Here is a 22,328-nt window from a genome sequence, read left to right as displayed (position 1 = left end):
TTCATTGTGAGCGTATTATGTTCTTTTATACGGACAGCCAAACAAAAAAGTTTCATATTTTATAGTGTTTACGTTTTTTTCTATTAAAAAACCCCTTTTTTAAAAAAGGGGATGAATCACTTCACTGTTTCTTCTACAGGCGGGTGATTCTGATAATATTTGCGGCCGATCCAAGATTGGAAAATTAAAATGAGTCCGCTGACACTCCAGTATATCGGCAAAGCAGCCGGTGCATTAAAGGAGAAAATCAAAATCATCAATGGCGACAGCAGGCCGACAAATTTCATTTGCTGCTGCTGTTCCAGCGGCATCGTCTGCATCGACAGTTTAAATTGAACATAGTACATAATACCGGCAATGATCGCCATCGCGATATCAGGCTGACCAAGCTGGAACCATAAAAATTCGTGCGTTTTAATGTCTTCTGAAATGGTAATGGCATAATAAAGCCCCATCCAGACCGGCATTTGCAGAAGCATCGGCAGGCAGCCCATCGCCATTGGATTAATGTCGTTTTCTTTGTAAAGACTCATCATTTCCATTTGAATTTTCCGCTGCTCTTCCGGATTTTTCGTCGCTTTTAAACGAGCTTGAATATCCGTCATCTGCGGCTTTACAACGTCCATTTTCTGCCGCATGACAGCCTGCTTTTTCATGGAATTAAGCATAAGGGGCATGAGGATAAGACGGACAGCAATCGTGATCACAATGATCGCAAGACCATAGCTTCCAAGCATTTCCCCAAGCCAGTGAATGAGTTCAACAAACGGATTCACCAAATAATCGTGAAAAAAATGACCTTCTGTTTGAGCGCTCTGACAGCCGGAAAGCAAGACTGCGGATAATAAAGTGAGCGCCAGTAATAATTGTTTTTTCAACATTCGTTCCTCCTGCGCCTGCTAGCAGGCTAGTTCCTTTAGACACAAAAAGTATACTCCTTTTTCTCTATGAAAACAACGAATGTACGAGAGGATTATTGTCAACTTGAAATAAAAATAGGTTGACAAAAGAATTAGTTACCCTTTAATCTGGAAAAAAGGAGAGATGACCTATGTCAACATGGACTCAATTAGCTGGGCAGGTTTTAAATGGATACAAACTATCGGAAGTGGAAGCCATCCAGATACTAGAATGCCCGGAGGATGATTTGCTGCAGCTGCTCGATGGCGCTTTTCAGATCCGCCGCCATTATTACGGCAAAAAAGTGAAGCTTAATATGATCATCAACACAAAATCAGGGCTATGCCCCGAAGATTGCGGCTATTGCTCTCAATCATCTAAATCAACTGCCCCAATCGAAAAATACCGGATGATGGACCGGGAACAAATCGTGGCAGGCGCCGAAAAAGCGCATTCGCTTGGAGCGAATACATATTGTATCGTCGCAAGCGGAAGAGGTCCGTCTAAAAAAGAAATTGAAACAGTCACAGGTGCCGTGAAAGAAATTAAAGAAAAATATCAAATGCGCATTTGTGCGTGTCTTGGCATCTTAAAGCCAGAACAAGCCGCACAGCTGAAGGAAGCCGGGGTGGACCGGTATAATCATAATATTAATACGTCAAAAGAGCACCATAGTGAAATTACAACGACACATACATACAATGACCGGACTGAAACGGTCGGGCGCGTCAAAGAAAGCGGCATGTCACCATGTTCCGGTGTCATTATCGGAATGGGCGAAACAAATGAAGATATTGTCAATATGGCCTTCAGCCTGCGCGAACTGGATGCTGATTCGATCCCGGTTAATTTTTTACATGCGATTCCCGGTACGAAACTTGAGCATGCAAAACCGCTCACACCTTCTTTTTGCTTAAAGGTACTGGCTTTGTTCCGGTTTATTAACCCATCAAAAGAAATCCGTATTTCCGGCGGACGGGAAGTGAATTTGCGTTCGGTACAGCCGCTCGGCTTATATGCCGCCAATTCGATTTTTCTCGGCAACTATTTAACAACAGCCGGCCAGGAAACGACCGCTGATCATAAAATGATTGAAGACATGGGATTCATCGTGGAACATGCACACGAACAGGAACCTGTTTGTTAACAAAAATGGCCTCTTTTCAAGGGGTCCTTTTTTGTTGATTGTATGATAAAATCATCAAAAGAAAGGGTGAGACAATGAAAGAGAAAACAGAATTGTACCGTTATGTTTACAAAATTGAAGAAAAAGAAGTGAATGCTTTTAAACAAGCTGTTTTTGCAAGCGATTCCATTCAAGAGATCCCGCCAACTTTTGCGACAGTCATGGATTTTCAGGGGGGCATGTCATTTTATAAATTAACTCGACTGCTTCAGTATGATCCCGCTTGTGTACTGCATGGCAGCCAATCATACGAATACATAAAACCTGTTTACCCTGGGGATCAAATTGAAGCCATTGTTTACATAACCGGAAAAACAATGAAAAAAAACATGACGTTCGCGAAGCTTGAAACAACCTACATAAAAGAGAATGAAACAGCTATTATTTCCCGTTCTGTCCTTATCGAGCAGAAAGGAGACCGTCATGTTTAATCTGATTCAATGGACGATCAAACAAGAAGACATAGAATCCTATGCACACGCATCAGGAGATCATAATCCGATTCATACCGATGCCGAATATGCTAAAAAAGCCGGGCTGCCGGGCTGTATTGCGCACGGCATGCTCGTTATGGCGCTGGGGAGCCGGGCGATTGATGAATGGTGTGCCGAGCCGCTCACGTCCTATGACGCCCGTTTCCAGGCGATGACATACCCTGGTGAGCCTCTTGCTATAAAAGGCAGCTGGATAGATGAAGAAGCGGGAAAAGGGAGTGTAACAATTGAAAATGAAGCCGGTGAAGTGAAAATGAAAGGTTTCTTTACGGTTAAGCGGTAATCCCAATGAAAAAATGGATCCTTTTCTTTATTCAAATTGCCTGCTTAACTGCTCTTTACCAGCTGTCGGTTTGGACTGTTTCTGTGCTCCACATTCCCATCCCGGCAAGTGTATTCGGTATGCTCACTTTACTTTTGTTACTGTTAACGGGGATCGTGCCGGACCGCTTTATTGGGTCAGGTGCGGCGTTTTTAAACAAGCATTTAGCGTTCTTTTTTATTCCAATCGCAGTTGGTTTGATGGCGTATGGTGATTTAATTCGCTCAGACGGTGTTGCCCTTTTCCTGATGATTGCAGGGAGTTCGATTATTGGTCTTTTTATAACGGCTGGGCTGTCAAATTTCCTGTCGGCTAAAAGGAGGTCAAAATAGTGACAATTCTTTATATTGCATTGACTGTTTTAGTCTACTTAGGGGCGCGAGTCATTTCAATGCGTTTTCCCTCACCCTTTACAACGCCTGTTTTTACATCAACGGTGGTTGTGATCGCCATTCTTCTTGCATTTAATGGTTCTTACGAAGCGTATACACCAGCGAAAGACATTATGACGTTTTTGTTGGGTCCGGCAACGGTCGCACTTGCTGTGCCGCTTTATCATAATCGGGAAGTTCTTCTAGAACGGCTTGTGCCTGCTGTAGTAGGCCTTGTGGTCGGAACAATGTCTACAATTGCGTCTGCTGTCGGGCTGTCGGCTGCATTCGGCTTGTCGGAAACAATTCAAGCAACCGCCGCGGTGAAAGCAGTAACCACGCCTGTCGCGATTGAAGCCGCGCTTATTATTGGCGGCGACCCGTCGCTCGCTGCAGCGTTTGTCATGACAGCAGGCATATTTGGTGCCGTATTCGGACCGTTTTTGCTAAATGTCTTTCACATAAAAGATCCGTTTTCGAGAGGACTTGGCATCGGAACCGTTTCTCACGGGATCGGCACAAGTCAGGCCGTGCTCGAAGGACCGGTCCAAGGTGCGGTTTCAAGCGCAGCGATGGGGGTCGCCTCGATTATTACATCGCTCGTTTTGCCGTGGTTTTTTCCGCTGCTTTAAAAGATTTTGAAAAAGAGATGGCGCTTACTCAGACCATCTCTTTTTTCTTTAGGGAAAATTATTGATAACGCTTTAAAAAAGGACAAAAAGTTGTGACAACTTTTCTGTAGACTTTGGGAAAAGAGGGCATATAATAAAAGTGTAAATAAATTGTGATTTATTTCACAAACTAACAAGAAGAGCGAGTGAATAAAATGAAAAAAGAGGCTTACGAAGAAATAAATACGTGGGCGGTTAAAAAATCAGCCATCTTAAAAAACAATCCAATACAGTACATCGTCAAAGCGATGCTGGCCAGCTTTTTCATCGGTTTTGCTATTATGCTTTCTTTTAAACTTGCTGAACCCTTTTTCGATGCGGGATCGCCTGCAACAGCGCTTATGCTCGGCGCCTTTTTTGGCATTGCGCTCGTCTTGATTATATATGGAAGTGCAGAGCTGTTTACTGGCAATACGATGTATTTTACGATGAGTACCATAAGCGGCAAAACAACATGGAAAGATTCGCTGGCTGTGTTAGCCGTCTGCTATACAGGAAATTTATTAGGTGCGGTATTCTTTGCTTTATTTATTGGCGCAGCCGGCATTTATAACGATCCGGCCAACTCTCAATATTTAATGGATGTCGTTTCACACAAAATGCATTACCCGGCATCTGAATTATTTTTTAAAGCGATTTTATGTAACTGGATTGTCTGTCTCGCGGTTTGGATTCCGATGCAGATGAAGGGCGATATGGAGAAAATTGTGACGATGCTTTTGTTCGTCATGACCTTTGTGGTAGCCGGCTTTGAGCATAGCGTTGCCAATATGGTGCTTTTCAGCCTGACGCTCGTTGTACCGCATCCGGAAGCGATCTCTATTGCAAGTGCGATCCATAACTTAATTCCGGTCACAATTGGAAATATCATTGGCGGCAGTGTATTTGTCGGTATGGTTTACATGTATTTGGCCAAACCAGCCGCCAAACCTGAGCGGGCAGCAAAAGAAAGAATTTCAATAAAATTACTGGAGATGAGTAAAAGCCGTCGATAAAGACGGCTTTTACTTTTTTAGCCAATTAAAATTCTTTCTTTCGGGTAATGGTAGGAATCTTTTATTTCTTTGCCGCGAATAAGGAACAAAAGGGAGAATAAGCCGACACGGCCGATAAACATAAGCCCGATTAAAATGATTTTCGCCGGCGCCCCAATAACGCTAGTAATGCCCAAAGAAGATCCAGTCGTTCCAAATGCAGAAGATGCTTCATAAATGATCGGCAGCAGTGCCACCTCAGGCTCTAGATAAGAAAGCATCATAATCGACATACACCAGATAAATGACCCGGTGGCGACAACGACAAATGACCGGTGTACATCAATCGGGTGCACTTCCCGCTGAAACACTTTAATCGTATTTTTTCCGCGTGCAAATGTAAACACACTCAATGCCGCAATGGCAACGGTTGTCGTCCGTAAGCCGCCCCCGACACTGGACGGGGAAGCGCCGATAAACATAAGCATCGACAGCAGAAGAAGCGATGGCGATGAAAAATCATTTAAATCCAGTGTCGTTACCCCCCCGCTTCTGGATGCAATCGACTGAAAAGCAGCATAAAAAAACGATTCATGCCACGTTTTATCCATTAAAAAGTTATGCCGTTCAAACAAAAGCAGCCCTGCTGTACCAACTGCGGCTAAAAGAACGTACATCGTCACCGTTAATTTTGTGAATAAGCTGAATGAAAACTTGCGTGAACCGCGATAAGTAAGAAAATCTTTTACTTCAATCAGCACAGGAAATCCGATTGCTCCAAGAATAATCAGCACCATGTGAACAAACTGGACGAAATAATCGTTCGCATATGGAATAAGCGAGGCACCGGTAATATCAAACCCGCCATTAGTGGTCGCACTGACTGATGCAAACAGGCCATGCAGAAATGCTTCGCCAAGTGTCGGATAATATTGTGTGAAATAAATGCCGAGTACAATGGCACCGACGGCTTCAATCGCCAAAATAAGCAGGAAAATTTCACGCATTAACCTGACAAGCCCATTTAAATCCGTCCGATTTTGATCGGCCATAATGAGCTGCCGTTCCCGCATGCCGATTCGTTTGCCGAACAGCAGCCAAACCATCGAACTAAATGTCATAATACCAATACCGCCGACCTGCAAAATCAGCAAAATAAAAAAATAGCCGGTCGTGCTAAAGGTGTCAACCGTGCTGACAGGGGTGAGCCCAGTGACACTAAGAGCACTGACAGCGACAAAAACTGCATCAATAAACGCAATTTCAACACCTGGCTTATGGGCAACTGGCAGCAGCAATAAAATGCTTGAAAAAACAACGCCTATCAAATAAAGAAGCACGATAACTTGAAAGGGAGACAGCCGGAGTGTTCGTTTTAATTTCATTTTTTCCATTATTGCCATATCCCATTCATGAAATCACCTTTTTCAGCTCTTTTGCCGCTTGCTTTAGTATGGGAACGGGCTGAACAAGCGCAATCCGCACATAGTCTTTGCCCGCTGTGCCAAACGCACTGCCGGGAACCATCACGACACCAGACTCGTCAATGGCTTGAAACACAAACGCCCGATCATCTTCTCCGCGCGGAATTTTCGCCCATAAAAACATCCCGCCGTTTGGACGCTCAACAGGCCAGCCAATATTCTGAAGCCCTGTCGAGAGGGCCTCGGCACGTGCACGAAATTCAGCGCGAAGCTTGTCTGTAATTTCTTCCGCCTGATCAAGAGCAAAAGCCGCCGCTTTTTGTATCGGGTCAAATACCCCATAGTCGAGGTTTGATTTCAATTGTTTTAAAACAGCGATCATGCCGGCATTCCCGGCGATGTAGGCAACTCGTGCACCAGCGAGGCTGAAGCTTTTGGATAGGGAGTTAATTTCTATTCCAACCTCCATCGCCCCAGGAATCGCAAGAAAACTAAACGGCTTTTCGCCCGTAAAATAAAACTCCGAATAAGCAGCATCGTGCAGCACAATAATTTGATGCTTTTTGGCGAATACGATGACCTGTTCAAAAAACGCGTCATCCGGCATCGCTGGTACCGGATTGCCTGGTAAATTTAAGAGCATCAATTTCGCTTTTTTCGCCACATCGTCCGGGATGAGGGACAAATCCGGCAAAAATCGATTTTCAGACAGAAGCGGCATGTAATACTGGACAGCTCCTGCAAGCGTAATACCCGCTTCATAAGCCACGTAAGCCGGATTGGTCGTCAGAACAATATCACCGGGGTTGCAAAATGCAAGCGGAAGATGAACGAGCCCTTCCTGAGAGCCCATCGTCTGAACGATTTCTGTCTTTGGATTTAGGTTTATTCCAGAACGTCTTTTATAGTAGTCGGCAACGGATTTATAAAAAAGTTCTGTCCCACCGAGTGTATAGCCGTATGCTTCCGATTTCGCACTTTCATTAGCTAATATAGCCCGGATTCGCTCGTCCGGAGGCAAGTCCGGACTGCCGAGGCTTAAATCAATCAGTGTTTTTCCTTTTTGTTTTTTTTCATCCGTATACGTTTTTAAATTACTAAAAATGGATGAGTCGAACGCAGCCATTTTTATAGAAGGTTCAATCGTCAAAACAAGCACCTCATTGCGTGGAAATATATATGTATGGGCACTATTTTACCATACCGGCCGAAAAAAGTATGTTGTGTTATTTGTTAACTTAAATTAAATTCAGTTGACAATAAAGCGAAAAGACCTTTACAATAAAAAAAACGATTTATTGGAGGAATACATATATGAAAACAATTCACTGGATGCAGGCAGCCATGTTTGCGGCTATTATGGGCGTTTTAGGCTTCTTGCCGCCTATTCCGCTCTCTTTTACACCGGTGCCGATTTCCTTTCAAACGATTGGGGTCATGATTGCCGGCGGTGTACTCGGCGCGCGTCTCGGGGCACTCAGCCAAATTATCTTTCTCCTTACAGTCGCAGCAGGGGCACCGCTTCTTGCCGGAGGGCGCGGCGGTCTTGCTGTGTTTGCGGGACCAAGTGCCGGCTTTTTGATTTCTTGGATTGCAGGAGCTTTTGTTATTGGCTTGTTAACCGAACGTGCCGCTAAGCTGACAGCACGCCGGACGTTCGCTGCCAATCTTGTGGGCGGTGTCGCAGTTCTATACGCAATCGGCATACCGGTTCAATCCTTTGTTACAGGTGTTGGATTAAAAGAAGTGACGATTGCAAGCATGGCGTTTATTCCGGGAGACGTTTTAAAGTCGGCTGCTGCCGCTGTTCTTGTCCCGAAACTGCGGACAGCACTGCAGGCCGTGCCATCTTTTCGCCGCGCTGCCTAAAATTTGATATAGTACTGTGGGGGGATCGATAATGAACATGACATCCACACAATCGCTCCGGGCACAAACGTGCTCGGAGTCTATTTGTGTACAAACAAAAAATGAGGTTTTTACATGCAGCAGATGGGAAGACATAACGAAGCGGGCAGCAGCGTGGCTTCTTTTACAGGGCCAGCCTGGCGATATCGTTGCGCTAACAGCACAAAATCGGTGGGAAACACTTGCTTTGTTTTGCGGCGCAGTCCGGGCCGGCTTTACTTTTATGCCGCTTGATCCACGAATGACCCATGCGGAACGAGCCGAGCGGCTTCACCTGGCAAAACCGGCGCTGTTTATTGGGGAAGACGATCTAAGTGAAATCGGCGGGCTCATTCAAAAAACAGCGCCTTCTTCCTATTGCCATCCGGATTCCGAAGCGTTGTTTTATTCCGGCTTTACTTCTGGGTCAAGCGGCACGCCAAAGCAATTTGCCCGAAACCAGTTTTCCTGGCTGAAAAGCTTTGAAGCGGGATTGGCTGATTTTCCATTGACCGGTCAGGAAACGGCGGTCATTGCCGGTCCTATTCATCATTCTCTTTTTTTATATGGCACGGCTTTTGCGCTTTTTAGCGGACAGCCGATTGTATTGATGGATAAATTTTTGCCGCAAAGTGTGATCGAAGCATTAAATACAACCGAATCGTTCGTTTTTTATGCGGTGCCGACGATGCTTGAAGCCATCGATCAGCAAGGAGAGCTTGCTTCTGCGGGGCTCGTTTTCCTATCCGGTGCCGGCTGGACAGCTGAAAGAAAGCAGCAGTGGATGAATTCGTATCCAAAAGCGCCTCTTTACGAGTTTTACGGCGCATCCGAGCTGAGCTTCGTTTCTTACATGACGCCGGATGATTACAAAGAGCGGCCTGCTTCTTCCGGAAAGCCAAGCACAGGCGTGACGATTGAGATTCGATCGGATGGAAAAAGCCTTTCTGCTAATCAAATTGGCACAGTCTTTGTGAAAAGCCCGATGCTGTTCAGCGGTTATGTGGAGCAGGGCTCCTATCAGCTGGATGTTAGAGAAGACGGATTTTATACAGTTGGGGACGCCGGCTATTTAGATGAAGAAGGCTATTTATACATCGTTGGCCGGGAACAGTTTATGATCATTACCGGCGGGGTCAACGTGTATCCGGAAGAAATAGAACGCATCATTGTGAAATGTCCGGGAGTTGAGATGGCCGCCGTAACCTCCATTCCAGATCCGCGGCTAGGCGAAAGGATTATCTGCTTTTATACAGGACAAGCCGCTGCCACCGTGGTCCGAGCGTTTGCCAAACAAGCCTTATCGGTTCAAAAACTGCCGAGACGCTGGATTCAACTGAACGAGCTGCCGCTTACATCAAACGGGAAAATCGCCCGTAAAGACTTGCAAAAGAAAGCAAGGGAGGCGTTTCTATGACGGTTTACATCACGGATGCGCGACGGACACCGGTTGGCGTAAAAGACGGCATTTTTGCGCACATTGGGGCGGCTGAGCTTGCTGCGCCTGTTATCACGTCTTTAACAAAATCAGTGAACGTTCCACCTGACGAGGTGATTCTTGGCAATGTGACCGGACCAGGTGGAAACATTGCGCGCTTGTCTTCGCTCTTGGCCGGGCTTCCCCAAACCGTACCCGGCTTGACGGTTGACCGGCAATGTTCATCTGGTTTAGAAGCGATCCGGCTCGGTGCCGCCATTATTCAATCCGACGGGGCACAATTCATCATCGCGGGCGGATGTGAAAGCTCCAGCACATCACCTCGTCCGGAAAAAGCCGTCTTTTCCCCTGCATCGATTGGCGATCCTGAAATGGGGATCGCGGCAGAATGGCTCGCTGAACGGGAACATATTTCTAGAAAAGAGCAGGACGACTATGCGATTTTAAGCTATAAGCGATATGAGGAATCGATAAAGAAAAAGCGGTTTAGCGAAGAAATCGTTCCGGTTGGCGGCTATAAGCAAGATGAAGCCGCCATGAAAAAACGCCCAGTTGAAAAAATTGCGCCGCGGGCGAAAGCTGCTTTTAAATCAGGCGGCACCGTGACGGCATTGAATGCATCTGCCTTTAACGATGCGGCGTGTGCTGTGTCGATGACGTCTGTGAGAGCACCTGGTTTAAAAGTGATCGCAAGTGCCGTCGCTGGTGCCGATCCGAACTTTCCAGCTGCAACACCTGTCCCGGCGATTGAAAAGCTGCTTCAAAAAACAGGTTTAACTGTTTTAGACATTGATGTGTGGGAAATAAATGAAGCCTTTGCGGTAAAACTCGTATATGCCGCTCGAAAACTGGACATTCCGCTCCAAAAACTAAATCCGAACGGAGGCGGGCTTGTACTTGGGCATCCGTATGGGGCGTCAGGAGCGATGCTTGTACTGCGGCTTTTTTACGGCATGCAGCAGCGTAATGAAACGTATGGGGTTGCGGCAGTTGGAAGTGCGGGTGGAATTGGTGTTGCGATGCTGTTTGAACGTGTTTAAAAAATCTTTCAGCCGGTTTTTCCCCGTACAGGCATGGGTATGATAAAAGAAACAGAGAGAACGGGGGAGCCGTTATGAAAATAAGGCTGGATAAATGGGGAAAGCGGCGCTTATTCGCCATTCTTTTTTTGTCTTTATATGTGATTATTATGATGTACAATGTCTATCGGCCGCTGCCAGACAATATATCGTACAAAAGCAAAGAATACACAGTACATGAAGAAGATGTCGATTTTTTCTACAATTTATCTGGTGAAAAAAACAGCGAGACATTTTTTAAGGAAGAAATTTTCACAAGAACGCTCGAAATTATAAACGAAGCGGAACAGTTTATCGTCCTTGATTATTTTTTATTCAATTCTTATCATGAAAAAAAGAAAGAATATCCAGCGAATGTTCAGAGAATGACAAATGCACTAATCGCTAAAAAAGAAGCGAACCCCGATATGCCTATCATTTTCGTCACAGACGAAGTAAACTCATCATACCGCTCTCATTCAGTGCCGGAATTTGTGCAAATGAAAAAGGCTGGCATCAAGGTCGTGGAAACAAACATGGATGCCTTTCGTGATCCGACCCCAATTTACAGCGGATTTTATCGGATGCTGTTTACGTGGTGGGGTGACAGCCAAAACGGCTGGTTGCCAAATGCTTTTTCCGACACCGCACCGGATATGACGATTCGTTCCTATTTAAAACTTTTTAACGTCAAAGCCAATCACAGGAAAACGATTACGACAGAACAAACGACACTGATCAGTTCAGCAAATCCGCATGATGCAAGCTATTATTTTGCCAACGTGGCGTTTGAAGTAAAAGGAGCGCTCGTTGGAGACATGCTTAAAAGTGAAAAAGCGGCTGCGGACACCCGGCGTGAAATCAATTTTCCGGATTCCATTGATCCGCATCAAAACGAAGGGGATGTTCGTGTGCAGCTCCTAACAGAAGGAAAAATTCAGGAAGCGGTCCACGATGAAATTGATGCAGCAAAAAAAGGAGATGAAATTTGGCTGGCAATGTTTTATTTAGCCGACCGTACTGTTATTGAAGGGCTGACTAATGCGGCAAATCGCGGGGTGAACGTGAAGCTCATTCTTGATACAAACAAAAATTCATTCGGACGTAAAAAAACAGGCTTGCCGAATATCCCAATGGCAGCTGAATTGCGGGAAGACACAGACAACAAAGTAGAAGTGCGCTGGTTTGCTCAGTCGCCGGAGCAATTCCATCCGAAAATGATCTATGTGAAACATAAAAAGGAGACCGTTATTATAAGCGGTTCAGCCAATCATACGTCGCGAAATCTGAATAACTACAACCCGGAAACAGACGTCAAAATAAGAGCAGCCAACGATAGTGAAATTATAAGTGAAGTGGATGGCTATTTCCAAATGTTGTGGGAAAACCAAGGAGCGATTTATACAGATGCGTACGAGGAACACAACGACAACATGTCGCTTGGCAAACGAATCATCTATGCATTCCAAAAAATATTTCATTTTACAACATTTTAACGAAAACGGCTTCGGCCGTTTTTATTTTTTAAAATACAATATGTGCAAAATTCAAATTTGACAATTTTAAAACAAGCTATTAAACTAAAAAGAAAGGAGTGATGGAAAAATGCCTAGAGGTGAAGGGAAATTTTTAATTAAACAACGTGCTTTTTTAAAGCTTTATATGATCCATTTTGTTGAAGAACATAAAATGTATGGAATGCAGGCGATGGACGAATTAAAAGCAAACTTTAAACCTTTCGGATACGAGCCGAATCATTCTGAAATATACCGGTCACTTCATGAATTAATTGATGATGGTATTTTAATGCGCCAGAAAAAAGTGCAGGAAGGCGCAAAATATAAAGAAATTGTTATTTACCAATTCGCTGACTATGAAAAAGCGAAACTCTATAAGAAACAAGTGAAAACAGATCTTGACCGCAGTATGTCGCTATTGCGAAAAGCGCTGGAAGACGTTTATTGAGCTCTTTTTTGTGGGTTTTCTTTTTTAATTGAAGAAACAGACAGGCGATTTGAGAACAAATTATTTATTTTCTTCTTCGTTTAGTTTATCGTCTTTTTCTCCATCCTGCATATCAACACCATCATTAATGGTGTCATCCTGTTTGATTTGATCATCAAGCTGGTCATTTTGATCCTCATTATCTTGATCTGGCTCGTTTTCTTCATCCAGCTGGCCCTCCTGCTGATCTTCCGGTTCTTCACTGTCTCCACAGGCGGATAAGCCGCCAAGCATTAATACGGCTGCCATTCCACTGGCGAGCAGCCTCTTTTTCAAATTGAGATCCAATGCCGTTTCCTCCTTTATTCTAGTTTGATTTAGTAAATTTTCTACCCTCCCTACAAAAGGATAAACAGATGGGGGGAATGGTTAATTAATAAAAGTCTTTTTTATAGAAAAAGCGAAGCAAAATATGAATTAGTTTTTATGAACACAAAAACTTTTATTGTTAATACTTTTTTAATTTTCGTTTTATATACCTTTCCACTTAATTTAATTAAATTATTCAATAATAAAGCGTTTTCATAAAAATGAAAAGGAGTGTTTAACGATGACAATGCTCGCCATTCTCGGTTTTTCCATGATAGCTGTTTTCATGTATTTAATTATGAGTGGAAAATTATCCGCATTAATCGCCTTAATGATTGTACCGGCCGCATTTGCTGTTTTTGCTGGATTTGGTTCTGGCATCGGTGATATGGCGCTTACTGGCATTACAGAACTTGCACCGACCGGCGTTATGCTTATGTTTGCGATTTTGTACTTTGGGATTATGATCGATGCTGGACTTTTTGATCCAGTCGTCGGCAAAATTTTGAAAGCGGTTAAAGGGGATCCAATGAAAATTGTGGTCGGCACCGCCGTGCTGGCAATGATTGTTTCCCTTGATGGAGATGGAACAACAACGTATATGATTACGATCTCTTCGATGCTGCCGCTGTATCAGCGGTTGAAAATGAATCCGCTTATTTTGCCGGCTGTTGCGTTGATGGCTGTGGGGGTGACGAACTTGACACCTTGGGGCGGTCCGACTGCTCGTGCGGCGAGTGCGTTGAACATTGATATGCAGGAGTTATTTAACCCGTTGATTCCAGTGATGATCGTGGGAGCTTTATGGGTCATTTTGTCAGCATATTGGATGGGGAAACAGGAAAGAAAACGTCTTGGAGTCCTTTCGATGGAAGAGCTCCAGCAGCAGGCGGAAGGAAAAAGTTATTTAACGTTTTTTAGCACAGCCACTGCCGCTGTTTCGGAGGAAGAAGCAAAATGGAAACGGCCGAAGCTTATTTGGTTTAACTTTGCGTTAACCATTGTACTTATGGCGATGCTCATTTTAGGCGTTATGCCGCTTCCGATTTTGTTTATGCTGGCGTTTGCCATCGCGATCACCGTAAATTATCCGAAAGTGATGCACCAAAAAGAGAGAATTGCCGAACATGCAAGCAATGTGCTGGCGGTAGTGTCACTTGTCTTCGCAGCCGGTATTTTCACCGGTATTTTATCTGGAACAGAAATGGTCGATGCAATGGCCAACAGCTTAGTTGCTGTCATTCCGGATTCAATGGGACCGCACTTGCCGATTATTACTGCGATTACAAGCATGCCGTTCACGTTTTTCATGTCCAATGACGCGTATTACTTTGGGGTTCTGCCGATTATTGCAGAAGCCGCTTCGACATATGGCATCAGCGCCGTTGAACTTGGCCGTGCGTCATTGCTTGGGCAGCCGGTTCATTTACTTAGCCCGCTTGTAGCATCAACTTATTTGCTTGTCGGGATGGCAAAAGTGGATTTCGGGCAGTATCAGCGGTTTACAATTCTGTGGACAGTCGGAACATCCCTTGTGATGACGATGACTGCTTTATTGTTTGGTGTTATTTCGTTGTAATTTATATCCCGGCCCGGATTTTTTCGAATCCGGGATTTTTTCTTTTCATCTGATCAAATGTTTCGTACAATTTGATCAAAAGCAGATTGGAGCCTTCATGAAAACGAAAACAGTCCCACTCCGGACGAAAATTTTTGCGCTTGTTTTTTCTTTACTTTTTTTCATTATTGCCGGTATGTCCACTGTTTTTTACGCTATTCAAACGGGGGAAACGGCCGAACAGGTTCACCAGCTTTCGCTTCAAACCGCACAGACGATTTCGTTGATGCCGGAGACAACCGCTTTTTTAGTGGAACAACGTGACCGCGAAACGCTATTACCTGTCCTTGAACATATACAAGAGCGGACCGAAGCACAGTCCATTTCTATTGCCGGACGAAACGGCACTGTGTTGTCCACCTACGGGAATAACGAACTGCTCCGGGAGTCCGATAGCCGCTCGCTCATTTATGGCGGGACGTATACGGTGGAAGAAACAGGAACAGACGGAGAAGCCATTATTGGAAAAGCCCCTATTATGAAAACAACAGATAACTATACAGAAGTGATTGGGACCGTTTCCGTTGAATTTTCAAAAAAGTCAATTGCACAGAAAACAGCCGCTCAAACCGGTGAAATTTTAATCGCAGCTGCCTTTGCTCTGTTAGCGGGGGTAGTGGGCGGGATCTGGCTGACGAAAAGCATATTAGCCGATACACTTGGATTTGAACCGTCTAAAATCGCAGCCATGTACAAAAAAACGATTGATGAAATGCGTCTCTATTCCGATGACCTGCGTGCCCAGACGCATGAATTTATGAATAAGCTGTACGTATTGTCCGGCCTTTTGCAGCTCGGACGGAATGAAGCAGCACTTGATTTTATTCAAAAAGAAGCCGACAGCGTGTCACTTCAAAATCAGATTGTATTCAAGCAAATTCAGGATGACCTTATTCAAGCGGTTTTATTAGGCAAAACCGCCAAAGCGTCCGAGCGAAAAGTGTTTTTTACAATCGAACAAGAAAGCACATTGTCAGCCCTTCCTGCACATATAGACGCCCACTCGCTGCTGACGGTCATCAGCAACTTAATTGATAATGCCTTTGAAGCGGTTAAACAAGTAAAGCAGCCGCTCGTTACGTTTCTTATTACGGATGCCAGCCCAACGTTAATTATCGAAGTAACAGATAACGGGACCGGCATCGATGAACAAGTACTCCATTTTTTATTTGAAAAAGGCTATTCTACAAAAGGAGACGGACGGGGATTTGGGCTCCACAATGTGAAAGAAGCCGTTGAATCGTTTCACGGCATGATTGAAGTGGTACCGAATGAGCCTGCTGGAACCATTTTTACGATTTACATACCGAAAGAAGACTGACAAAAAAGGATGGATATTCATGATTCGTGTTGCGATTGCAGAAGACGACTTTCGTATTGCCAGTATACAAGAACAATTTCTACAGCAATTAGACGGATTTATCGTTGTTGGAAAAGCACTGAATGCAGCCGATACGCTGGCACTGCTAAAGAAAAATGAGACTGATTTGCTGCTGCTCGATATTTACATGCCAGATATGCTGGGCACAGAACTTTTGCCGTTGTTAAAAGAACGGTTTCCGAAAACCGATATTATTATGATTACAGCTGCTTCTGAAAAACATATGCTGCAAGAAGCACTCCGCTACGGTGTATTTCATTATTTGGTGAAGCCGGTATCGATGGAGAAATTCACTGCTGTGATGAAAGAATATCAGAAGAAAAAACACCTTTTATCCGCGACAGACCATATAACGCAAGACGTGGTTGATGCGTATTTCGCTGGGACAGTGCAGCAGGAACCCAGACATGCTGCCCAGCTTCCGACAGGCATTGACAGCGTTACATTAAACCGCGTATCCGGCGTTCTTCAGGAGCTTGAGAGCGGCATTTCCATTGAAGAAATGGGCGCAAAAATCGGTGCTTCCCGTACAACGGCGCGCCGCTATCTTGAATATTTGGTGACAACTGGAAAGTGCCGGGTAGAACACGAATATGGCATTGTCGGCCGGCCTGAGCGGCGCTATTTTAAGATCGAATGATGAGGAAGAAATACATACTCCTGCTGCTTGCTTCCATCGTGCTTGCCAGCTGTACACCATCCAAAAAACCGCTCACGCAGCAGGAACTTACCTTTATCGTGCCAGGCTCTCCGGACGGAGGATGGGATGCCCTCGCTAATTCGCTTAAAACCGTCATAGAAAAGGAAAAACTGACGAAGTATAACGTACAAATCATCTATGAAGAAGGAGAAGGGGGTAACGATGGATGGGCACATTTAAAAGAATCCGGTCCTCATACGATCGCGATGACATCCAGTTTGCTGTTAACAAATAACCTGCTTGGCCATAGTACACTTAACTACCGGGAATTTACCCCGCTTGCCACGATGGCAAGTGAATGGCAGGCGGTCATTGTAATGGATGACTCGCCGATTCAATCTATTACAGACTTTATGCAACGACTGAAAAAACAGCCGGATCTCTACCCAATCGGCATTGAACCACAGTTTGGGAATGATGACCAAATTGCGTTTTCTGAAGCGGCCCGTGCTACAGGACTTTCCGCTGCATCGCTTCGCTTTTTTCGTTATTCAAACGGTGACGAACTTTTGTCTGCGCTCCAAGCGGGGGAAATTGCGGCAGCTTCTCTTTCCTCATCCCAGTCAGAAACATTTGCAAAGGAAGAAAACGTTCGGATCATCGCCATTTCGTCACCGGAACGGCTCGGCCATTTGCCTGATGTACCGACATGGAAAGAACAAGGCATCGATGTCGTGTTTCCGCATTGGCGCGGCGTGATGGGATCTGGTGAAATGAGTGAGCCAGAAAAAGAGCAGTGGTCATCCCTTTTGAATGCTGTTCAATCCTCCCCATACTGGGTGGAAGAATTAGAAAAAAACCATTGGACACCCTTTTACAGAAACAGCGAAGACACCGCCGCGTTACTTGAAGCAGACATGAAAAAATACCGCTATATCATGAATCAAAAATGACGACACCTCTTCCTGCGGTTCCACGTAGAGGCAGGGGTGTTACCGCAGATGCATAAAAGGCTGTCTCAGTTTAATGAGACAGCCTTTTATGCATCTGGAAGCAGTCCAAGTACAGCAAAAAAGTGAAAGACACTTCCGGCGAGTACAAACAAATGCCAAATCATATGATGATATGGAAAACCGCGCCAGACGTAAAAAACCGCGCCTGCTGTATACAAAATCCCGCCAGTTACGAGGAAAGACATCGCCATAGGAGATAACATTTCCGTGAGGGGTCCCCATGCAAAAACGATCAGCCATCCCATTACAACGTACAAAAAGGTCGAAAAGCCCACAAACCGCTTCACAAAAAAACATTTAAAGACGGTGCCGACGATGGCCATCCCCCATACGAGACCAAATAACGTCCAGCCGAGTGTTCCTTGTACCGCGATAAATAAAAATGGTGTATAGGTGCCCGCGATAAACAAATAAATAGACGCATGATCGAAGATTTCAAACAAATCTTTCACTTTACCCTGGGGAAAACTGTGCACGAGCGTGGAGGACAAATAAAGCAGTACCATGGTAATCCCAAAAACCATAAACCCTGCCAAGTGCCAGCCGTTTCCATAAATAGCGGAAAAGACGATTAAGATAACGAGTGCGGCAATACTGAGCAGAGCGCCAATTCCGTGAGTGATGGAGTTTGCAATTTCCTCACCCTTGGAAAACACATGTGTTTTCGTAGATTCCTTCACAAGCGACAACTCCTTTCGTTCAATCACTATTACACTCATATTGTAGCATATTCAGCTCTAATTGTTCTTGTTCCGCACTTTAAAAGAGGTTAATGTACCGTCTTAAAAAGGGTATACTGAAAAAGAGAACAAGGAAAGGGGTTTTTGATTATGGAACCAATTAAACATGAAGAAGGCATTTTTTATATGGAGAAGGATGGACAGCGTGTAGCAGAAATTACGTATGCCCCTGCCGGCGACGGAAAAATAAACGCCAATCATACGTATGTAGCGAACGAGCTTCGCGGCGGCGGTGTAGCTGGACAACTGCTTGATGCGCTTGCTGATTATGCAAGAAAAGAGAATCTGAAAATTCTGCCTACCTGTTCATATGTCGTCGCTGAATTTTCAAGAGGCGATAAATATGACGATGTAAACGCATTAGCGAAATGAAATACGTGATTATCGGTGGCGATGCAGCCGGAATGAGCGCGGCGATGCAAATCGTTCATAACGACAGCGAAGCGGAAATTACAGTGCTTGAAAAAGGGCACATTTACTCATACGGTCAATGCGGGCTGCCCTATGTAGTCGGCGGACTTATTAAATCGACCGATGACTTAATTGCCCGGAGCGTAGAGACATTCAAGTCTAAATATGGCATTGATGCCCGCATTCTGCATGAAGCAACGTCTGTCAGTCCTTCTATGCGAAAGGTGTCGGGGGAAAACCATGAAACAGGAACTGCTTTTACCATTTCATATGACCGCCTGCTGATCGCCACTGGCGCGAGTCCGATGCTGCCGAAATGGAAGGGAGCATCGGAAAAACGGGTTCACGTTGTTAAAACGATTCCGGATACTAAGCGCCTCATTCAAGACTTACAAATGGACCAGGTAAAAGAAGTCATCATTATTGGAGCAGGCTACATCGGCCTTGAATTGGCTGAAAATATTCACCGGCTCGGAAAGCGAATTCGGATCATTCAAAGGAGTGGGCATATTGCCACAATGCTTGATCCGGATATGGCTGAACTTCTTCACCTGGAAGCGGAAAGACATGGTATTATCCTGGCGGTAAACGAAGAAGTAAAAGCGATTGAGGATGGGCATGTTGTGACGGACGTCCAATCACACGCCGCCGACTTAGTTATTGCTGCGGTCGGCATTCGCCCAAATACCACTTTTTTAAAGAAAACCGGCATGAACATGCTCCAAAATGGGGCGGTTATCGTCAATGACCGGTTGGAAACCTCAATTCCAGGTATTTACGCTGCTGGTGACTGTGCGACTCATTTTCATCTTGTGAAGCAAAAACCTGATTACATTCCGCTTGGTACAACCGCCAATAAACAAGGGCGGATCGCCGGATTAAATATGGCTGGAAAGCGACGCTCGTTTAAAGGTATCACCGGTACATCAGTCATGAAGTTTTTCAATTTGATTGCCGCCTCCACCGGCTTAACAGAAAAAGACGCACGGGAAGCGGGTATTCCGTATAAAACATCTACAATTGAGACAAAAGACAAAGCCGGCTATTATCCAACGGCATCACCGTTACGCGTGAAAATCATGTATGATCCCGATTCCGGCCGGCTGCTTGGCGGGCAGGCGATTGGTAAACACGGAGCTGAAAAACGGATTGATGTGCTGGCAGCCGCGCTGTTCAACAAGATGACAATTGAAGAACTGGAAGATCTGGATTTAAGCTACTCGCCGCCTGTTAATGGCGTTTGGGACCCTATCCAGCAAGCGGCACGCCGGGCAACGTAACAGGAGGAACCGCTTATGTACAACTCTATTATATTGGCAGCCGACGGCTCAGAGCATTCTTACCGCGCTGCCGAGCAAGCCGCAGCATTGGCACATTTTTCTGATCACTGCACCGTCACGATTTTATTTGTCCCAAGTCGAGACAAGTCAAGAGGGGCAGCACTTCAAGCAGAACGATTAGCCGCTGTCCAGCGGGAACGCCAGGAAAAACTAGGCCGCCACGAAGCGCTTTTTAAAGAAAAAGGCATTCCCTATACGATTCTTGTCAAAGACGGCGATCCGGGACCTGCCATTGTAAAATATGCGAATGACCATAAAGCGGACCTGGTCATTCTCGGCAGCCGAGGGCTAAACAATCTGCAGCAATTTGTCCTTGGCAGCGTCAGCCATAAAGTGATGAAGCGAACGAACTGTCCGGTGATGATTGTAAAGTAAAAAAACGGCACCCCTGTGAGGTGCCGTTTCGTTTTTATTAAGAGGCGTACATCGCTTTTACTTTTTTCTGAAGTTCCGCATCATCCAAATATTCATCATACGTAACTGATTTATCTACGATTCCTTTTGGCGTAAGATCAATAATGCGATTCGCTGTTGACTGAACGAACTGATGGTCATGGGACGCGAAAATCATTGCGCCTTTAAAATTGATCAAGCCATTATTAAGCGCTGTGATTGATTCCAAGTCCAAATGGTTCGTCGGCTCATCCAAAAGAAGGATGTTTGATCCGGACAGCATCATTTTTGACAGCATGCAGCGCACTTTTTCACCACCGGATAACACACTTGCTTTTTTCAGTGCTTCTTCACCCGAAAAGAGCATACGGCCCAGGAATCCACGCAAAAAGCTTTCGCTTTCATCAGCTGGTGAAAATTGGCGCAGCCATTCAACCAGTGTAATGTCCGATCCGTCAAAATACTCGGAGTTATCTTTCGGGAAATAGGCTTGCGTTGTTGTGACGCCCCATTTGTATGAACCCTCATCCGGCTCCATTTCACCTGCCAAAATTTTAAAGAGCGCTGTTTTTGCAGCTTCGTTTGTACCGACAAAGGCAATTTTGTCATCATTATTCATAATAAAGCTGACGTTATCGAGCACTTTCACGCCATCAATCGTTTTCGACAAGCCGTCGACACGAAGTACGTCGTTGCCAATTTCACGTTCCGGCGTAAACTGAACGTATGGATAGCGGCGGGAAGACGGCTTAATGTCATCAAGCGAAATTTTATCAAGCGACTTTTTCCGGGAGGTTGCCTGTTTTGATTTGGACGCATTTGCACTAAAACGCGCGATAAATGCCTGAAGCTCTTTAATTTTTTCTTCTTTTTTCTTATTGGAATCCGACTGAAGTCTTTGCGCCAGTTGACTTGATTCATACCAGAAATCATAGTTACCTGCGTAAATTTGAATTTTGCCAAAGTCAAGATCTGCTGTGTGCGTGCATACCTTATTTAGAAAGTGACGGTCATGGGATACGACAATAACGGTATTTTCAAAGTTGATTAAAAATTCTTCCAGCCAACGGATCGCCTGTATGTCAAGGTGATTGGTCGGCTCATCTAGCAAGAGAACATCCGGCTTCCCAAACAGCGCTTGTGCAAGAAGCACTTTCACTTTGTCCGAACCGTCCAAGTCCGCCATTAGTTTATCATGCATTGTATCTGAAATGCCGAGACCTGAAAGCAATATCGCTGCTTCCGGCTCAGCTTCCCAGCCATTCATTTCTGCAAACTCGCCTTCAAGCTCTGCTGCGCGCATGCCGTCTTCATCAGTGAAGTCCGCTTTCATATAAATTGCGTCTTTTTCTTTCATCACTTCATATAAACGCGCGTGGCCCATAATGACCGTTTCCATCACACTGAACTCTTCATATTCAAAATGGTTCTGCTTTAAAACAGTAAGGCGCGCATCTTTCGGCATGGATACATGGCCGGTCTGTGGTTCTAAATCACCAGACAGAATTTTTACGAAAGTTGATTTTCCGGCACCGTTTGCGCCGATCAATCCGTAGCAATTCCCCGGTGTGAATTTTAAGTTAATATCTTCAAACAATTTTTTGTCGCCAAAGCGAAGGCTGACATCTTGTACTGTAATCAAATTTGTTTTCCTCCCAAAATGAATTCATCGCCTCTGATTATATCATTCCTGCGTTAAAAAAAGAACAGACAGTCATTTGAAAACGAAACCAAATCTTTTTTTAAATCCCGAG

24 protein-coding genes are annotated in these 22,328 nt (G+C 44.9%); 18 read left to right on the top strand and 6 right to left on the bottom strand.

Annotated features, from left to right (window positions below; translation table 11 throughout):
* Positions 1-116: 116 nt before the first annotated feature.
* On the bottom strand, positions 117-881 hold the full coding sequence (yidC, locus tag NLX67_RS10535) for a membrane protein insertase YidC (RefSeq protein WP_254311698.1): 765 nt from the start codon (positions 879-881) through the stop codon (positions 117-119).
* A 170-nt stretch (positions 882-1,051) separates the two neighbouring features.
* Between yidC and bioB the strand changes: the two genes are divergently transcribed.
* The 6 genes from bioB (at position 1,052) to NLX67_RS10505 (ending at position 4,939) form a co-directional block, all read left to right on the top strand.
* Entirely contained in the window at positions 1,052-2,047 is a 996-nt protein-coding gene (gene bioB / locus NLX67_RS10530; protein WP_254311697.1) for a biotin synthase BioB, read from the top strand.
* Between the two features lie 74 nt (positions 2,048-2,121).
* Positions 2,122-2,517 (top strand): FAS1-like dehydratase domain-containing protein, encoded by a 396-nt coding sequence (locus NLX67_RS10525; RefSeq protein ID WP_254311696.1) that lies wholly within the window; start codon positions 2,122-2,124, stop codon positions 2,515-2,517.
* Positions 2,510-2,863, top strand: a complete 354-nt coding sequence (locus NLX67_RS10520; RefSeq protein WP_254311695.1) for a MaoC family dehydratase — start codon at positions 2,510-2,512, stop codon at positions 2,861-2,863. The genes NLX67_RS10525 and NLX67_RS10520 overlap by 8 nt, the downstream gene beginning before the upstream one ends.
* A 5-nt stretch (positions 2,864-2,868) precedes the next feature.
* Positions 2,869-3,234, top strand: coding sequence for a CidA/LrgA family protein (locus NLX67_RS10515; RefSeq protein WP_254311694.1), 366 nt, complete (start codon positions 2,869-2,871; stop codon positions 3,232-3,234).
* Positions 3,234-3,905 carry an LrgB family protein gene (locus NLX67_RS10510; protein ID WP_309143124.1) on the top strand — a complete coding sequence of 224 codons (672 nt, stop codon included), beginning with the start codon at positions 3,234-3,236 and terminating at the stop codon, positions 3,903-3,905. Before NLX67_RS10515 ends, NLX67_RS10510 begins: the two co-directional genes overlap by 1 nt.
* A gap of 194 nt (positions 3,906-4,099) precedes the next feature.
* Positions 4,100-4,939, top strand: coding sequence for a formate/nitrite transporter family protein (locus NLX67_RS10505; RefSeq protein WP_256519761.1), 840 nt, complete (start codon positions 4,100-4,102; stop codon positions 4,937-4,939).
* Positions 4,940-4,956: 17 nt separating this feature from the next.
* Here NLX67_RS10505 and NLX67_RS10500 read toward each other — a convergent pair whose 3' ends face one another.
* Both NLX67_RS10500 and NLX67_RS10495 read right to left on the bottom strand, forming a co-directional pair.
* Positions 4,957-6,303 carry a TrkH family potassium uptake protein gene (locus tag NLX67_RS10500; RefSeq protein WP_305882029.1) on the bottom strand — a complete coding sequence of 449 codons (1,347 nt, stop codon included), beginning with the start codon at positions 6,301-6,303 and terminating at the stop codon, positions 4,957-4,959.
* 25 nt (positions 6,304-6,328) lie between these two features.
* The gene (locus NLX67_RS10495; protein ID WP_254311692.1) at positions 6,329-7,492 is read right to left on the bottom strand and encodes an aminotransferase class I/II-fold pyridoxal phosphate-dependent enzyme; all 1,164 of its coding nucleotides are present in this window, start codon (positions 7,490-7,492) and stop codon (positions 6,329-6,331) included.
* Positions 7,493-7,656: 164 nt separating this feature from the next.
* Here NLX67_RS10495 and NLX67_RS10490 point away from each other — a divergent pair, with 164 nt between their 5' ends.
* From NLX67_RS10490 to NLX67_RS10470, 5 genes are all read left to right on the top strand, one after another.
* Positions 7,657-8,211 (top strand): biotin transporter BioY, encoded by a 555-nt coding sequence (locus NLX67_RS10490; RefSeq protein ID WP_046181368.1) that lies wholly within the window; start codon positions 7,657-7,659, stop codon positions 8,209-8,211.
* 31 nt (positions 8,212-8,242) lie between these two features.
* Complete coding sequence (locus tag NLX67_RS10485; protein WP_254311691.1) at positions 8,243-9,646, top strand: AMP-binding protein; 1,404 nt, start codon at positions 8,243-8,245, stop codon at positions 9,644-9,646.
* Positions 9,643-10,707 carry an acetyl-CoA C-acyltransferase gene (locus NLX67_RS10480; protein WP_254311690.1) on the top strand — a complete coding sequence of 355 codons (1,065 nt, stop codon included), beginning with the start codon at positions 9,643-9,645 and terminating at the stop codon, positions 10,705-10,707. The genes NLX67_RS10485 and NLX67_RS10480 overlap by 4 nt, the downstream gene beginning before the upstream one ends.
* 74 nt (positions 10,708-10,781) lie before the next feature.
* A complete protein-coding gene (locus NLX67_RS10475; protein WP_254311689.1) occupies positions 10,782-12,221 on the top strand; it encodes a phospholipase D family protein in 1,440 nt (479 codons plus the stop codon).
* Between the two features lie 109 nt (positions 12,222-12,330).
* Positions 12,331-12,690 (top strand): replication termination protein, encoded by a 360-nt coding sequence (locus NLX67_RS10470; protein ID WP_254311688.1) that lies wholly within the window; start codon positions 12,331-12,333, stop codon positions 12,688-12,690.
* 60 nt (positions 12,691-12,750) lie between these two features.
* On the opposite strand, the gene NLX67_RS10465 is transcribed toward NLX67_RS10470, so the two are convergent.
* A complete protein-coding gene (locus NLX67_RS10465; protein ID WP_046180324.1) occupies positions 12,751-13,017 on the bottom strand; it encodes a hypothetical protein in 267 nt (88 codons plus the stop codon).
* 268 nt (positions 13,018-13,285) lie between these two features.
* Between NLX67_RS10465 and NLX67_RS10460 the strand changes: the two genes are divergently transcribed.
* From NLX67_RS10460 to NLX67_RS10445, 4 genes are all read left to right on the top strand, one after another.
* Complete coding sequence (locus tag NLX67_RS10460) at positions 13,286-14,617, top strand: CitMHS family transporter (RefSeq protein ID WP_254311755.1); 1,332 nt, start codon at positions 13,286-13,288, stop codon at positions 14,615-14,617.
* A gap of 97 nt (positions 14,618-14,714) precedes the next feature.
* The gene (locus NLX67_RS10455) at positions 14,715-15,977 is read left to right on the top strand and encodes a sensor histidine kinase (RefSeq protein ID WP_254311687.1); all 1,263 of its coding nucleotides are present in this window, start codon (positions 14,715-14,717) and stop codon (positions 15,975-15,977) included.
* A 19-nt stretch (positions 15,978-15,996) separates the two neighbouring features.
* Positions 15,997-16,677, top strand: coding sequence for a response regulator (locus tag NLX67_RS10450; protein ID WP_254311686.1), 681 nt, complete (start codon positions 15,997-15,999; stop codon positions 16,675-16,677).
* Positions 16,674-17,630 carry a tripartite tricarboxylate transporter substrate-binding protein gene (locus NLX67_RS10445; RefSeq protein WP_254311685.1) on the top strand — a complete coding sequence of 319 codons (957 nt, stop codon included), beginning with the start codon at positions 16,674-16,676 and terminating at the stop codon, positions 17,628-17,630. Before NLX67_RS10450 ends, NLX67_RS10445 begins: the two co-directional genes overlap by 4 nt.
* Positions 17,631-17,716: 86 nt before the next feature.
* Here the strand turns inward: NLX67_RS10445 and trhA are convergent, their stop codons facing one another.
* Entirely contained in the window at positions 17,717-18,370 is a 654-nt protein-coding gene (gene trhA / locus NLX67_RS10440; protein WP_254311684.1) for a PAQR family membrane homeostasis protein TrhA, read from the bottom strand.
* Between the two features lie 150 nt (positions 18,371-18,520).
* Here trhA and NLX67_RS10435 point away from each other — a divergent pair, with 150 nt between their 5' ends.
* The 3 genes from NLX67_RS10435 to NLX67_RS10425 are packed head-to-tail and all read left to right on the top strand — an operon-like array spanning position 18,521 to position 20,556.
* Positions 18,521-18,802: a GNAT family N-acetyltransferase gene (locus NLX67_RS10435; RefSeq protein ID WP_254311683.1), complete on the top strand. Its 282-nt coding sequence runs from the start codon at positions 18,521-18,523 to the stop codon at positions 18,800-18,802.
* Positions 18,799-20,121, top strand: coding sequence for an FAD-dependent oxidoreductase (locus tag NLX67_RS10430; RefSeq protein WP_254311682.1), 1,323 nt, complete (start codon positions 18,799-18,801; stop codon positions 20,119-20,121). Before NLX67_RS10435 ends, NLX67_RS10430 begins: the two co-directional genes overlap by 4 nt.
* Positions 20,122-20,136: 15 nt before the next feature.
* The gene (locus tag NLX67_RS10425; RefSeq protein WP_046180244.1) at positions 20,137-20,556 is read left to right on the top strand and encodes a universal stress protein; all 420 of its coding nucleotides are present in this window, start codon (positions 20,137-20,139) and stop codon (positions 20,554-20,556) included.
* A gap of 37 nt (positions 20,557-20,593) precedes the next feature.
* On the opposite strand, the gene NLX67_RS10420 is transcribed toward NLX67_RS10425, so the two are convergent.
* On the bottom strand, positions 20,594-22,216 hold the full coding sequence (locus NLX67_RS10420; protein ID WP_046180245.1) for an ABC-F family ATP-binding cassette domain-containing protein: 1,623 nt from the start codon (positions 22,214-22,216) through the stop codon (positions 20,594-20,596).
* Between the last annotated feature and the right edge of the window lie 112 nt (positions 22,217-22,328).

Origin of the sequence: Domibacillus sp. A3M-37, from assembly GCF_024213455.1 — a bacterium.
In the GTDB taxonomy this organism is placed as follows: Bacteria; Bacillota; Bacilli; order Bacillales; family Domibacillaceae; genus Domibacillus; species Domibacillus tundrae.
This window is presented reverse-complemented; position numbering and strand designations above follow the sequence as displayed.